Source organism: Rhodopseudomonas sp. BR0M22 (assembly GCF_010907035.1).
In the GTDB taxonomy this organism is placed as follows: Bacteria; Pseudomonadota; Alphaproteobacteria; order Rhizobiales; family Xanthobacteraceae; genus Rhodopseudomonas.
Genome location: NZ_QUMK01000015.1, coordinates 1 through 14067 on the forward strand (window position 1 = coordinate 1; position 14067 = coordinate 14067).

The 14067-nt window shown below is 65.9% G+C and carries 13 protein-coding genes and 1 tRNA gene; 6 read left to right on the plus strand and 8 right to left on the minus strand.

What is annotated here, in order from left to right; all coding sequences use genetic code 11:
• The coding region (locus tag DY468_RS06700) for a thermonuclease family protein (RefSeq protein WP_246700910.1) at positions 1–732 on the minus strand (732 nt) is incomplete at its 3' end.
• Between the two features lie 435 nt (positions 733–1167).
• Between DY468_RS06700 and DY468_RS06705 the strand changes: the two genes are divergently transcribed.
• The 3 genes from DY468_RS06705 to DY468_RS06715 all read left to right on the plus strand — a co-directional run bounded on the left by DY468_RS06705 (position 1168) and on the right by DY468_RS06715 (position 4106).
• Positions 1168–2373: an ABC transporter substrate-binding protein gene (locus DY468_RS06705; protein ID WP_164603578.1), complete on the plus strand. Its 1206-nt coding sequence runs from the start codon at positions 1168–1170 to the stop codon at positions 2371–2373.
• 177 nt (positions 2374–2550) lie between these two features.
• Positions 2551–3339, plus strand: a complete 789-nt coding sequence (locus DY468_RS06710; RefSeq protein ID WP_164603580.1) for an enoyl-CoA hydratase — start codon at positions 2551–2553, stop codon at positions 3337–3339.
• Positions 3340–3341: 2 nt separating this feature from the next.
• Entirely contained in the window at positions 3342–4106 is a 765-nt protein-coding gene (locus tag DY468_RS06715; RefSeq protein WP_164603582.1) for a VOC family protein, read from the plus strand.
• Between the two features lie 215 nt (positions 4107–4321).
• Here the strand turns inward: DY468_RS06715 and DY468_RS06720 are convergent, their stop codons facing one another.
• The 3 genes from DY468_RS06720 to DY468_RS06730 are packed head-to-tail and all read right to left on the minus strand — an operon-like array spanning position 4322 to position 7412.
• On the minus strand, positions 4322–5128 hold the full coding sequence (locus tag DY468_RS06720) for an enoyl-CoA hydratase/isomerase family protein (protein WP_107354019.1): 807 nt from the start codon (positions 5126–5128) through the stop codon (positions 4322–4324).
• A 32-nt stretch (positions 5129–5160) separates the two neighbouring features.
• Positions 5161–6321, minus strand: coding sequence for an acyl-CoA dehydrogenase family protein (locus DY468_RS06725; protein WP_107354018.1), 1161 nt, complete (start codon positions 6319–6321; stop codon positions 5161–5163).
• Positions 6322–6347: 26 nt separating this feature from the next.
• Positions 6348–7412, minus strand: a complete 1065-nt coding sequence (locus DY468_RS06730) for an acyl-CoA dehydrogenase family protein (RefSeq protein WP_164603583.1) — start codon at positions 7410–7412, stop codon at positions 6348–6350.
• Between the two features lie 261 nt (positions 7413–7673).
• Here DY468_RS06730 and DY468_RS06735 point away from each other — a divergent pair, with 261 nt between their 5' ends.
• Complete coding sequence (locus DY468_RS06735) at positions 7674–8456, plus strand: SDR family NAD(P)-dependent oxidoreductase (RefSeq protein ID WP_164603585.1); 783 nt, start codon at positions 7674–7676, stop codon at positions 8454–8456.
• Positions 8457–8525: 69 nt separating this feature from the next.
• On the opposite strand, the gene DY468_RS06740 is transcribed toward DY468_RS06735, so the two are convergent.
• Both DY468_RS06740 and DY468_RS06745 read right to left on the minus strand, forming a co-directional pair.
• Positions 8526–8810, minus strand: coding sequence for a GlsB/YeaQ/YmgE family stress response membrane protein (locus tag DY468_RS06740; RefSeq protein WP_164603587.1), 285 nt, complete (start codon positions 8808–8810; stop codon positions 8526–8528).
• 69 nt (positions 8811–8879) lie between these two features.
• Positions 8880–9443, minus strand: a complete 564-nt coding sequence (locus DY468_RS06745) for a YidB family protein (protein ID WP_164603589.1) — start codon at positions 9441–9443, stop codon at positions 8880–8882.
• Between the two features lie 474 nt (positions 9444–9917).
• On the opposite strand from DY468_RS06745, the gene DY468_RS06750 reads away from it, so the two are divergent.
• Positions 9918–9994: transfer RNA gene (locus DY468_RS06750), tRNA-Arg, on the plus strand.
• A gap of 81 nt (positions 9995–10075) precedes the next feature.
• Here DY468_RS06750 and DY468_RS06755 read toward each other — a convergent pair.
• Both DY468_RS06755 and DY468_RS06760 read right to left on the minus strand, forming a co-directional pair.
• On the minus strand, positions 10076–11077 hold the full coding sequence (locus DY468_RS06755; RefSeq protein ID WP_164603591.1) for an NADP-dependent oxidoreductase: 1002 nt from the start codon (positions 11075–11077) through the stop codon (positions 10076–10078).
• A 90-nt stretch (positions 11078–11167) separates the two neighbouring features.
• Positions 11168–12118 carry an ATP-grasp domain-containing protein gene (locus DY468_RS06760; protein WP_164603593.1) on the minus strand — a complete coding sequence of 317 codons (951 nt, stop codon included), beginning with the start codon at positions 12116–12118 and terminating at the stop codon, positions 11168–11170.
• Positions 12119–12408: 290 nt separating this feature from the next.
• Here DY468_RS06760 and DY468_RS06765 point away from each other — a divergent pair, with 290 nt between their 5' ends.
• Complete coding sequence (locus DY468_RS06765; protein ID WP_164603595.1) at positions 12409–14040, plus strand: FMN-binding glutamate synthase family protein; 1632 nt, start codon at positions 12409–12411, stop codon at positions 14038–14040.
• Positions 14041–14067 lie beyond the last annotated feature (27 nt).

Genomic DNA, 14067 nt, shown 5'->3' on the forward strand with positions numbered 1-14067 from the left:
GTCCCCGCCCGCCCGTTCCATCTGCGCCAGATCGCGCACGACGATCACCGGCCCGGCTCTGTGTTCGATCCAGCCGCGCACCCGAATTCGTTGTCCTGTCAGAGACTTGAGTGCGGGCCCGGCGGCCTCGTTCGCCCCCGCGATACGCCTTGAAATAGTCACCGCGAAGCCACGAGTCCAGCGACCGGAAAAGTTCAGATACACCGTCGAACCGACCTCCCGCACCGACACCACCCGGCCCTCGACCACGGTGAACCGCCCTGTCCGAGCCACCATATCGCCCGAATTTGCGGCGTTTTTTATGACGTTCTCCTGCACCCAAATACCCGAGGCAGCGCCCCGCGCCGCCGCTTCGGCCGCCAGCAGGTCCTTCCGGCAATCCGTCGGCGCGCGATCAATGCCGACCAGCGCACGGCCTTCGGCCAACAACCGGCGCTGCACGAGTTCGCCACCGGCCTGCATCGCCACAAAAGCCCGCTGCCGTCCGTAGCGGTCCGGCACGTCGTCGGCGCCGTGCAACACGACCCCGCGCCCGAGCGTCAGCGCCGTGAGCAACGCCACTGCGGCCTCCGGTTGCTCGCCGGCCAGTTCGATTCCGGCGAGCCGGACTTCGGCGCCGTCGGAAAGCCGCAGCGTTCGCGCATCGATCACCGAAGCCACCACGCCCTCGCCCAGCACCGGCAGTTCGGCACAGCCGGCAACAGCGGCGCCGTCGAGCTGCACCAGCACCATCGCTCCGCCGCAGATCGATGTCAGCCACCGAGTCCTGGTTCGCCGGAAAGTCATCGAGCCCGCCGTGCCGATTCGGATCACCGCCACTCGGCAAGATTAGCTGTCGGATTGATTGTGGCGAAGTGAAATGCACCTCGACTCTCGCCATAAAGTTCGGAGCCGTATTCGGGGACTCGCGCGCGATGCGCGGCACGCAACGCGTGACGCACTTTGACCTCGCGCTGATTGCAGACAGGCAGGGATTGCACTTCACCAACTAAGCGTCGGCCGATTTCACCGAGCAACGTGCCGCTCCACGCTACGACGCGACACAGCAGTCCATTCCATCACTCGGAAAAACCGCATTGCTTGCCGCACGACAAGCGATGCGGCATGATCGCGCGCAATCAAAAATGGCGTCGTGATCACAATCGGCGCTCGTCAGGGGAGAACGTCTTGAAGCCATTCCGCACCGCTCTACTCGCATGTCTGTCGATCGCAGCAATCACGGCCGCGAACGCGCAGACGCAGCCGCCGCTGAAGCTCGGCGCGATCCTCGATATGTCGGGCCTCTATGCCGACATCACCGGGACGGGCAGCGAGACTGCGGCCAAGATGGCCGCGGAAGACTTCGGCGGCACGGTGCTCGGCCGCAAGATCGAGATCATCGCCGCCGACCATCTGAACAAGGCCGACAACGCCGCCAACATCGCGCGCGACATGCTCGACAATCAGGGTGTCGAAGCCATCATCGACGTCGCCGCCTCGGCAACGGCCCTTGCCGCCGGCGAGATCGCCAAGGCCCGCAACAAGATCATCATGTTCTCCGGCCCGGGCTCGATCCGGCTCAGCAACGAAGCCTGCGGCCCCTACACGGTGCACTACGTGTTCGACACCTTCGCGCAGGCCAACACCACCGGCCTTGCCGCGGTGAAGCAGGGACTCGACACCTGGTTCTTCCTGTCGGCCGACTACGCGTTCGGCCAGGACCTCGAGCGCGATACCACCAACGTCATCAAGGCGTCGGGCGGCAAGGTGCTGGGCAGCGTCAAGCATCCGCTCAACACCTCCGACTTCTCCTCATTCCTGCTGCAGGCGCAAAGCTCGAAGGCCAAGGTGATCGGCCTTGCCAATGCCGGCGGCGACACGATCACTGCGATCAAGCAGGGCGCCGAATTCGGCATCACCAAAGGCGGACAGAAGATCTCGCCGCTGCTCGCCTTCATCTCCGACATCGACAGCGTCGGGCTGGAGACCGCACAGGGTCTGATCCTGGCGGAAGCGTTCTATTGGGACCTCAACGACGAGACCCGCGCGTTCTCCAAGCGTTTCATGGAGCGCACCAAGCGGATGCCGACCTCGGCGCAGGCGGGCCTGTACTCCGAAACGATGCACTACCTGCAGGCCGTCAAGGCCGCGGGCACGACTGACGCAGCTGCGGTGACCAAGAAGATGAAGGAGACGCCGATCAACGACTTCTTCGCCAAGAACGGCAAGATCCGTGAGGATGGCCGGATGGTGCACGACATGTACCTGTTCGAGGTCAAGAAGCCGTCGGAATCGAAAGGCCGCTGGGACTACTACAAGCTGCTCGCGACCGTCCCCGGCGATCAGGCATTCCAGCCGCTGTCGGAATCACGCTGCCCGCTGGTGAAGAAGTAACCCGATCAACACCGTCATTGCGAGGAGCGCAGCGACGAAGCAATCCGGCTCAGTGCACGGCGCTGGATTGCTTCGCCTTCGGCTCGCAATGACGGGGAATCCGTGAGACGGCGCTGGCGCGTCTTCTCACTGTCAGGGCCGTACTCGAAGCCACACAAATAACAACAAGGATCCGCCATGACCGACATCGTCCTGCAAGATCTCGACCGCGGCCTGCTCACCATCACGATGAACCGTCCCGATCGGCGCAACGCGCTCAATCAGGACATGATCCGCGGCTTGGTCGAGGCGGCGCATCGCGCCAAGGACGATCCGGAGGTCCGCGCGGTGCTGCTGAAGGGCGCCGGTGGCACGTTCTGCGTCGGCGGTGACGTCAAGTCGATGGCGGCAGCGGGTGCTCCGCCGCCGCTCGAACAGAAGGTGGCAAACCTCCGCCGTGGCATGGAAGTATCCCGTCTGCTGCATCAGATGCCCAAGCCGGTGGTGGCGCAGATCGACGGCGCGGCGGCAGGCGCAGGCCTGTCGATGGCGCTCGCCTGCGATCTGCGGGTGGCGGGCGCCTCGGCCAAGATCACAACCGCCTTCGCCAAGGTCGGTCTCTCCGGCGATTTCGGCGGCACATATTTCCTGACGCACCTGATCGGCGCCGCCAAAGCCCGCGAGCTGTATCTGACCTCGCCGGTGCTGACCGCCGAGCAGGCGCAGGCGCTCGGCATCGTCAGCCGGGTGGTGCCGGACGCCGAGGTCGAATCCGCCACGCGTGAACTGGCGCTGTCGCTGGCGCAAGGCCCGACCGTGACGCTCGGCTACATCAAGACCAACATCAACAACGCCGAGAGCCTGTCGCTCGAAGCCTGCTTCGACGCCGAAGCGCTGCATCACTCGCGCTGCGCCGAGACCGCCGACCACAAGGAAGCCGCCGCCGCCTTCGTCGAGAAGCGCGCACCGTCGTTCAAAGGGCGCTGACGATGGCGCCGTTCCTCCGCCTGCGCCAGATCTGCCTCGTTACTGAGCCGATCGAACCCGCCGCGTCGCGTCTCGCCGCGATCCTCGGGCTGACCATCTGCTACCGCGATCCGCATGTCGGCAAATACGGCCTGGAGAACGTGCTGCTGCCGGTCGACGCAACGCTCTTGGAAATCGTCGCGCCGACCCAAGCGGGCACCGCGGCCGGCCGCTTCCTGGAGAAGACCCAAGGCCGCGGCGGCTACATGGCGATCTTCTGTTGCGACGATCCCGATGCCCGCGGCCGTCACGCCGCGAGCCTCGGCGTCCGCACCGCCAATGTGATCGACCACGCGCCGTATCATGGCGTGCAGCTCCATCCGCGCGACTGCCGCGCCGCCTTCATCGAGCTGAACCACACCGAAGGCAGTGACAACATTCGCGGGCCCTACCCGCCGGCGGGTCCGGATTGGGCCAAGGCGATCCGCACCGACACCACGCAGGCGCTGACCGCAGTCGAAATGCAGAGCCCCGATCCGGCCGATCTCGCCGCGCATTGGGGCCGCATTCTCGAACTGCCGGTGGAAACGGATGCAAGTGGCATCGCCGAACTGCGCCTGCCGAACGCCACGTTCCGGTTCGTGCAGGGCGCCAGCGAAGCAATGACGGCGCTGACATTCAAGGTGGCGGATGCGCAGAAGGTTCGCGCAGCTGCACAGGCGCAGGGCGTGAGCTGCACTGCCGACGGCTTCAGCCTCGCAGGCGTCGAGTTCAGGCTGACGAACTAACAACCTGCATGGCCTCATCCTGAGGAGCCCGGCTAAGCCGGGCGTCTCGAAGGATGGCTGCGAGTCACGCCGTGCACCACAACCTCATGGTTCGAGACGGCGCTACGCGCCTCCTCACCATGAGGGCCGATGACTTGGAGAAACAACTTCGAGATTCCGGGTTCGCGCTCCGCGCGCCCCGGAATGACGACGTGGGGCCGACGAGTAGTTTTGCCCTACCGTCCCTTGAAATGCGCGACGCGGCGTTCTTCGGTGGCTTTGACGCCTTCCTTGAAGTCTTCGGTGGCGCGCAGGCGGGTTTGTTCGGCGAGTTCGTGCTTGGTCGCCTGCATCACCCGGTCGGCGAGGTTCGCGCGCATCGTGGCGCGGGTCGACAGCAGGCCGAGCGGCGAGCATTCAGCGATTTCGCGGGCGAGCTTCAGCGCGCCGCTGCGGACCTCGTTGATCGGCACCAGCACGTTGGCAAGGCCCATCTGCACCGCTTCTTCGCCGGTGACGCGGCGCGAGGTGTAGAACATCAGCTCGGCGTTGTTCTTGCCGATCAATTCCGGCAGCGTCACGGTGAGGCCGAAGCCGGGATGAAAACCGAGCTTGGTGAAGTTGGCGGAGAACCGTGCCTCGGCGCAGGTGACGCGGAAGTCGGCCGACACCGCAAGACCCAGTCCGCCGCCGATCGCAGCGCCGTGAACCGCCGCGATGATCGGCTTCTTGGCGCGGAAGATCCGCACCGCCTCGTAATACAGATGACCGATCTCGCCGAGGCTGTCGGCCGGATCGCCCTTCGCCGCCGCCGGGTCGACCTCCTGCCGCGCCGGATCGCCGAAATTGGCGCCGGCGCAGAACGCCTTGCCCTGCGCCGCCAGCACGGTGGCGCGCACTTGCGGATCGGCGTCGATCTCGTCCAGCGCGTTGGCGATCTGCCGGATCAGCGAGATGTCGAAGAAGTTCAGCGGCGGCCGCTGGATTTCGATGGTGGCGACGTGGCCGGTCTTTTCGACCGCGATATCGGTGTAGCTGCTCATGATTGTCCTCGATCGTTCGATGCGCGCCGGCGTCAGCGTAGGCCGAGCCCGCGGGCGATGATGCCGCGCAGCACCTCGGTGGTGCCACCCTGGATGGTGAGCTTCGGCGCCAGCTTGGTGGCGAACGCCGTCAGCTCGTCGAGCGTGGCATGGTTCGATGCTTCACCGTCGACGAAGGCGGCGAGTTCACGCACCCGGTGCGGCAATTGCTGCTCCCAGATCGTACCGATGTCTTTGACGATCGAGGCCTCCACAACCGGCTCCTTGCCGGCCTGCAGCATGCCGGCGACCGACACCGACATCCGCCGCATGGTGTGCAGTTGCGCCACCAGCCGGCCGATGCCCTCGGCGCCGCGGGTGTCCGGATCGGGACCGAGCGCGCGCACCAGTTCGGTGAGCACGTAGTAGGTCTCGAGGAAGCGTTCCGGCCCCGACCGCTCGTAGGCGAGTTCGGACGTCGCCTGTTTCCAGGCGCCGTCGACCTCGCCGAGCAGATGATCGTCCGGCACGAACACGTCGGTGAACACCACCTCGTTGAATTCGTACTGACCGGTGATCTGCGCGATCGGGTTCACCTTGATGCCGGGCGACTTCATGTCGACCAGGAACTGGGTCAGGCCGTGGCGGCGATTTTCCTTGGTCGGCGGCGAGGTGCGGAAGATCGCGATCATGTAGTCGGCGATGTGCGCCGAGGTGGTCCAGATCTTCGAGCCGTTGATCAGATAGCCGCCGTCGGTCTTGGTCGCCTTGGTCTTGGCGGCGAACAGGTCGGAGCCGGAATTCGGCTCGCTCATGCCGATCGCGAAGCATAGTTCGCCACGGCAGATCCGCGGCAGGATGTCCATCTTGATGTGCTCGGGCGCGTATTTCAGCAGCACCGGGCCGCTCTGGCGATCGGCGACGAAGAACCGCCGGGTCGGCGCATTGGCGATGCGCATTTCCTCGGTGACGACGTAGCGCTCCAGAAAGGTGCGCTCGTGGCCGCCGTATTGCTTCGGCCAGGTCATGCCGAGCCAGCCGCGTTCCCCGACGCGGCGGGAGAATTCAGGCGCGTCGGAATCTTCGCGCTGCGGCTTGTGTGGATCGAAGGTGCCGGCGGCGATTTCTTCGGCGAGGAAGGCGCGGACTTCCTTGCGCAGCTCTTCGCAGACGGGCGGCAGGCGGATCGGATCGAAACGGAGGGCGGCGGTCATCGCATAATCTCGCTACGTTGAGGCGGTCAGCGCGAAGCGACCAGCGGCCACAAATCATCGGCACCACGCTTGGCCACCATGCGGCCGAGCTCGACCGCCCAATGGCTCTCGTTGCCGAAATCGTCGCGCCAGGCGAGCGCGCGCAAGCTGAAGCGATGCAGGATGTGCTCACGGGTGAAGCCGATCGCGCCGTGCACCTGATGGGCGATCGCCGCGCCCTTCTCGGCCGCTTCGGCGCAGCGGATCTTGGCCGCGGCGGCTTCGAGAAACAACGCCTCATCGAAGCCGTCAGCGCTACTGATCGCGTCGGCCGCGGAGGTCGCGGCCGCGAGTGCAGCCGAGGTTTCGCCGGCGAGCTTTGCCAGATTGTGCTGCACCGCCTGGAATTTGCCGATCTTCTTTTCGAACGCGACGCGCTCGTTGGCATAAGTCACGCTGCGGTCGAGCAGCGTTTCCAGTGCGCCGGCGATTTGCAGGCTGCGCGCGACGACGCCCATCAGCAGCAAAGAGGTCTGATTCAGCCCATCAGGCGCGGGCGCCGTGGCGATCGGCGCGACCTTGTCCAGAGTAACGACGTCCGACGCATCACCGCCGACGCCGAGACCTTTGTCGATCCGGCAGGCCGATGCCGGCACCAGCGCGATCGTTGCGCCGGCAGCGCTTTGCGCCAGCACGGCGATGTGCTGCGCGCCTTGCGCGAACGGCACGCTGCGCGCGCGACCCGACAACTTGCCGTCCGCATCCAGCGCAATGCGATCTTTCGGATGAGCCGGCGCGATCGTCATCGCGCCTTCGGGCGCCGCGATCTTGCCCTGGGCGAGCAGCCAGCCGGCCAGCATGGTTTCGGCGAGCGGCACCGCGAGGCCGGCGCGGCCGGCGGCGTTGAGGACGCCGAAGCCTTCGGCAACGCTGGCGCCCGAGCCACCGAACTCCTCCGGCACCCAGGACAGCAGCAGCCCGGACTCGCTCAGCGCCTGCCACAGCGGCGCCTTCCAGGTCTCGGCTTTGTCGGCATTGATGGTTTGCGCATCGGCGAGGTCGGCGAAGATCTTCTCCGCAGTCTCGACGACGATGTTGTCAGTCTCCGTCACGGCGTTTCCCGGTTGCGCACTCAGCACCCGGCGGATCGCCAAGCATGCGTGCTGGTCTTGTTGTTGCGCGGCATGATGATGAAAAGCCGATACGAAGACAAGCGCGGCCGGCACGGGGCGGACTGCGCAGCGGACATGGTCGAAACCGAGGAACGCGACAGACTTATTCCGCATCATGGGTTTTGCCGGCTTGCCCTCGATGTCGCAGCCGATATGGTGGCGGCCACGCGGCGAAGCCGGTTCGATGCAGAGGGAGTGAAGATGTCGGAAGCACTGAACGTAATCGTCACCGGGTCGGCTTCAGGGCTCGGCGCCGCCACCGCCAAGATCCTGGCGAAGGACGGCGCACGGTTGGTCATCAACTACGCATCGAGCAAAGACGACGCCGAAAAGACCGCCGAAGAGTGCCGCAAGCTCGGCGCCGCCGAGGTGATCGTGGCGCAGGGCGACGTCTCCAAGGACGACGACTGCAAACGGATCGTCGAGGCCGCGGCGCGTTGGGGCAAGCTCCACGCCCTGGTGAACAATGCCGGCACCACCAAGCATGTCGCGCATCATCTGCTCGATCAATTGTCGGCCGACGACTTCCAGCGCATCTACGCGATCAACACCATCGGCCCGTACCAGATGGTCCGCGCCGCGCGTGAACTCCTCGTCGCCGGCGCCAAGGCGGCCGGCCGCGCTTCGGCCGTAGTCAACGTCTCGTCGGTCGCCGGGATCAGCGGCATCGGCTCGTCGATCGCCTATGCGGCCAGCAAGGGGGCGCTGAACACCATGACGCTGTCGCTCTCGCGCGCGCTCGCGCCGAACATCCGCGTCAACGCGATCTGCCCCGGCTACATCGACACGCCGTGGTTCACCAAGGGCCGCGGCGCGGAGGAGGCCAAGCAGGTACGCGACATGGTGGTATCGCGGGTGCCGCTGAAGATCGCCTCCAGCGCCGAAGACATCGCCGAACTGGCGTGTTTCCTGGCGACGCCGAGATCGAGCAGCATGACCGGCGAGCTGGTCCGGATGGACGCCGGCATGCATCTGGCGGGCTGATCCTGCTGCGACTTGAAAATGACAGCGGCGGCCCGGAACACCGGGCCGCCGCCATGTCGTCTGCGATCGTTACGGATAGCGATTACCAGGATCGGATATCACCCGCCGCGCCACCAGCCTGTTCCAGATGAACAGCACCGCCACCGCTCCGATCGTCGCAGTGATGAATCCGGCGCCCTGATTGGGACCATAGTGGCCGATCATCTGTCCGACTGCCGTGGCGAGAAACGCGCCGGCGATGCCGAGGACCGTGGTGAGAATGAAGCCCTGGGGATTGTTGGGCCCCGGCGACAACACCCGCGCGATGATTCCGGCAACGAAGCCGACCAGCAGAATCCAGAGTAAGCCGCCCATACCCAGTGTCCTTTCTCGAGGTCGTTCCGACCGCTCAATCTCAAGGAACTACAACTCGGCTGTCTCCGATCAGATCCAGCGCGAAGCCTCATCGTCGGTCGGCAGCCGGCCATCGGGCGTGAGCTGGTCGACGACGTCGGGCAGGTAACGGCTCAGGCCGTCGAGCAATTCGTCGCGGGACATCCCGGTCTGGTGTGTCATTAGATCGATCTGATCGGCGCCGAGCGCATTGGCCAGATCGTTCGGGCCGATCTGCTGATTTGGGCCATGGCCGACCCAGGAATTGGCCGCGTCACCGAGCCCGTTGTGCTGAAACTGCCGCAGCAGATCGCCGAGACCGCCCGACAGCACGCTGCCGGCAGCGCCACCCAGAACCAAGCCGCCGAGGCCACCTTTGAGAAGGTCGCCCCAGCCGCCGCCGGCATTCGACGGCACCGGTGGCGGCGTCGGCATCGGGCGCGGCTGATTGGCCGGCGCCTGCTGCTGGCCGCCGGTCATGTGCTTGTAGGCCTTCCACGCCAGCAGCGCGAGAATCGCCATGGTGAACTTGGACATGCCGCCGCTTTTGTCCTGCGGATCGGCCGGGCCGCGCGGGCCGTTCTGCATGCCGTTGAGGATGTCGAGCAAACCCATCATGGCCTCCCATTTGATCGTCCGATCAATCTGCCAGCCGCGACATGAACCGGCGGCAACAACCCCTCGGCAACGCAGACCGCGCCGCTTCGTTCACCGCCGGCAACACATAGGAGCAGGCCGAGGCCGCAACAAGGAGCGGACAATCCGGCCCGGACTAATCGGATGTGTGACGCGGCTGTGACGGGAGTAGCAGCAAGCGCCCGGCGCCGGCGCGGCGAACTGCCGACTGATTGTAACCACCGACGCCCGCCCCGTTCACGACCGTCCCCCTCCGCGAAGACGGAGGGCCACAGAATCCCAGAGCGACGATGGCGTTTCGCAGGCGCACTCGGCTGGGTCGCGGTCGAGCCGGGCGATGGCCCACGGGAGGGGCCGGCACCGCCGGTCGCCCACCGCCCATTCCGGGGGTGGCGATTCGCCGGTCGCTCTGTTATGTGAACTGCCAGCGCCCGCGGCTCGCCGCGGCCGGCCGGTCCCGTAGCTCAGCCGGATAGAGCGGCGGTTTCCTAAACCGTAGGTCGGATGTTCGAGTCATCCCGGGATCGCCAACTCCGCCCTTGCGGTCGATGCAAGGCCGCTGGCCGGGACAACGCCCGGCCGACTTTTTTTGTGCAGCCGAGCCGCTCAGCTCAAACCCGCACCATCCGCTTGCCGCGGTTCTCGCCGGCCAGCAGGCCGATCAGCGCGGCGGGGGTGTTTTCCAGGCCGTCGATGACGTCCTCCTGGACCTTGAGCTTACCGCTCGCGACCCATTCCTGCATCTTGGCGACCGCTTCGTCGCGCTGATCCATGTAGTCCATCACGATGAAGCCCTGCATGATCAGCCGCTTTACCACGATCAGTCCGGGGATGCCGCGCGGGCCGGTGGCCGAGGGGGTACGGTCGTATTGCGAGACCGCGCCGCAGCAGGCGATCCGGCCCTTCAGGTTCATCTGCGGCAGGCAGGCTTCGAGAATGTCGCCGCCGACATTGTCGAAATACACGTCGATGCCGTTCGGCGCGGCGGCCCGCAGCGCCTTGAACAGCGCGCCGTCCTTGTAGTCGACCGCCGCATCGAAGCCGAGTTCGTTGACCAGCCAGTCGCACTTCTGTTTGCCGCCGGCGATGCCGACGACGCGACAGCCTTTGATCTTCGCAATTTGGCCGACGATCGAGCCGACAGAACCGGCCGCGGCCGACACCACCACCGTCTCACCGGCGCGCGGCTTACCGATGTCGAGCAGCCCGAAGTAAGCGGTCAGGCCGGCGATGCCGTAGACGCTGAGCAGATGCGTCATCGGCTCGACCTTCGGCAGCTTGGCGAGATGCTTGGCGGGCAGCGCCGCATAGTCCTGCCAGCCGGTATCGGCAAACACCAGATCGCCCGGCGCCAGGCCAGGCGCCTTCGAACTCACCACCTCGGCGACGCTGCCGCCCGGCATCACGCTGTCGGTTTCGACCGCGGCCCGATAGGTCGCGCCCTGCATCCAGGCGCGGTTGGCGGCATCGAGTGAGATGTAGCGGACCTTGACCAGCGCCTCGCCGTCCTTCGGTTCCGGCATCGGCGATTCCGCCAGACGGAAATGCTCCAGGCCGAGTTTCTCCTTCGGCTTCTCGATCAGCAGGATCTGGCGGTTGATGGTCGCGGTCATGAGTTTCCTTCGTGTCTGATGAACATGCGGATGCGGCGCGATCTTAGTTGATCCGCAGCGAAAGGAAATCGGCGCCATCCGGACTGCGCGTCAGGCCGGTAGCGCCTGCATCACGCGATCGAGCGCGCGGGTGTAGACCTGCTCGGCAATGCCCGGAAACCGGCGACTGAGCGATTCGATCATGACGCCGGAGTTGATCTCGAGCACCTGCGGGCCATGAACGGTCCAGACCACATCGACGGCGCCGAAGCTGAGTCCGATCGCGCGGGCCGCCTCCGCGGCGAGCGTCACGCAGGCGTCGCGCAGCGCCCCATCGTCGATCAGTTCGGGCACCGCACCGAATTCAAGATTGTGCCGCCAATCGAGCGGAACCTGCTGGCCAGCCGGCACGATTGCATCGAGCGCAACGTGTCCCGCCGGCAGGTTCGACAGCACGGCGCCGAGCCGGTCTGCCGGCACCGCATCGAGCAGAAGCTGCAGGAGGCTGCGCACGCCATCGCCGGTGATCGCCGGCCGCTTCTTTTCGTAGACAACAAGGGGCGCCCGATCGAGCAGGATGACACGGACTTCGCGGGCGATGTCGAAATACGGCGCGATCGCCAGATTCTGGTTAGCGGCCAAGATGGCGGTCGCGGCGCGCTCGAGCTCGAGCTCGGTGGCTGCTTTGAAGACCAGATGTCCGCAGGTGCCTTCGTTCGGCTTCAGCACGAGACCTGCAGGATTGGCACGCAGCATCTCCAGCATCGCCGACCAGTGGCCGCCGCTCGGTACGTATTTGAAGTGCTCGTGATTCATGAACAGCCGGTGCGGCACGCAGGCCATGCCGGCCGCGGCGAGGATATCGGCGGTCGCCGCCTTGTCGTTGGCGAGGCGGTGGGTGACCGAGCTGTTCAGCCCGAAATCATACCCATAGATAAAATGCCGGGCGTCACCCTTGCTCAGCACGATCAACCAGCCGTCGAGCCCGAGCGTGACGCCGACGCCGCGCGCGCCGCAATAGTCTTTGACGATCCGGACGATCACGCGGTCGGCATATTGCATCGGGACTCTCGTCAACAGGCAGTGACCGGCGCGGTCATCCTCGGCCGGCGGGCGCGGTGGGATCGCTTTGCGACGGCGAAATGTCAAGCCGAACCCGGCCGCGAAGTCTGGTCCGGGCTGCATCACGGAATTGCGACGACGCCGTGACCAAGCCGATCGAGGAAGCCACCGAGGTTATCGGGGCCGGGTGGCCGTGCTATACAGCGCCACGATCAGCGCCCTCGGCCGCACCAGGCTTCCCACCGCGGCGGCTGATCGAATGTCCATCCTGCCGCTTCCGCGGGGACTCCATGGCAACGCTGCTGCTTCCTCTCTCGCCGCGCTACATCGCACTCACCGTCTGCGTCGTACTTACAGCACTCCTCGCCACGCTCGCGGCATTCGATGCACACACGCCGCTGTTCGGCGTGGTGCTGGTGCCGCTGCTGGTGTTCGGCGCGCTGACCCTGCTCGGCATCCACGACCTGCTGCAGAGCAGCCACGCGGTGCTGCGCAACTATCCGATCTCGGCGCATCTGCGCTTCCTGCTCGAAGAGATCCGCCCGGAGATGCGGCAGTACTTCTTCGAGAGCGAAAAGGACGGCAAGCCGTTCAGCCGCGACACCCGCGCGCTGATCTATCAGCGCGCCAAGATGGAACTCGACAAACGTCCGTTCGGCACCCAGAAGGACGTCTATGACGACGGCTACGAGTGGATGCACCATTCGGTCGCGCCGCGGCCGCACGCCGAGGAGGCGTTCCGGATCACGATCGGCGGACCGGATTGCGCCAAGCCGTATTCGGCCTCGGTGTTCAACATCTCGGCGATGAGCTACGGCGCGCTGAGTCCGAACGCGATCCGCGCCCTCAATGCCGGCGCCAGAAAGGGCGGCTTCGCGCACGACACCGGTGAAGGCGGCGTCAGCCCGTATCACCGGGAGCACGGCGGCGATCTGATCTGGGAAATCGGATCCGGTTACTTCGGCTGCCGCACCCGCGACGGCCGGTTCGATCCCGAGGCGTTCGCCCGCGTCGCCTCCGACGACCAGATCAAAATGGTGGAGCTGAAGGTCAGCCAGGGCGCCAAGCCGGGCCATGGCGGCGTGCTGCCGATGGCGAAGATCTCCGAAGAAATCGCGCAGATCCGCGGCGTCGGCATGGACGAGGATTGCGTCTCGCCGCCCTATCACAAGGCGTTCTCGACGCCGATCGAGATGATGCGGTTCATCGCCGAGATGCGGCGCCTCGCTGGCGGCAAGCCGGCCGGCTTCAAGCTCTGCATCGGCCACCCGTGGGAATTCCTGGCGATCTGCAAGGCGATGCTCGCCACCGGGATCTATCCGGACTTCATCGTGGTCGACGGCAAGGAGGGCGGCACCGGCGCTGCGCCGCTCGAATTCATGGACCACCTCGGCATGCCGATGCGCGACGGCGTCAGCTTCGTGCACAACGCGCTGATCGGGATCGGGGCACGGGACCGCATCAAGCTCGGCGCATCCGGCAAGATCGCGACCGGCTTCGACGTCGCCCGCGCCATGGCGCTCGGCGCCGACTGGTGCAACTCGGCCCGCGGCTTCATGTTCGCGCTCGGCTGCATCCAGTCGCTGAGCTGCCACACCGACCGCTGCCCGACCGGCGTGACCACGCAGGAGCCGACCCGCTACCGTGCGCTGGCGGTGCCGCACAAGCTGGAGCGGGTTTACAACTATCACCGCGCGACGCTGCAGGCGCTGGCCGAACTGGTGGCGGCCGCCGGCCTCGATCATCCGCGCGACATCCGCCCGTATCACTTCTCGCAGCGCACCTCGTCGTCCGACGTGTTGTCGCTGGCGCAGCTCTACCCGGAGCTGCAGCCGGGCGAGCTGCTGAAAGGCACGGATGATTCCCGCTTCAAGCAAGCCTGGGCGATGGCCCGCGCCGAGAGTTTTGCGCCGTTAGTTTGAGCGGCGCGAATCGCTCGGTTGCTCTAC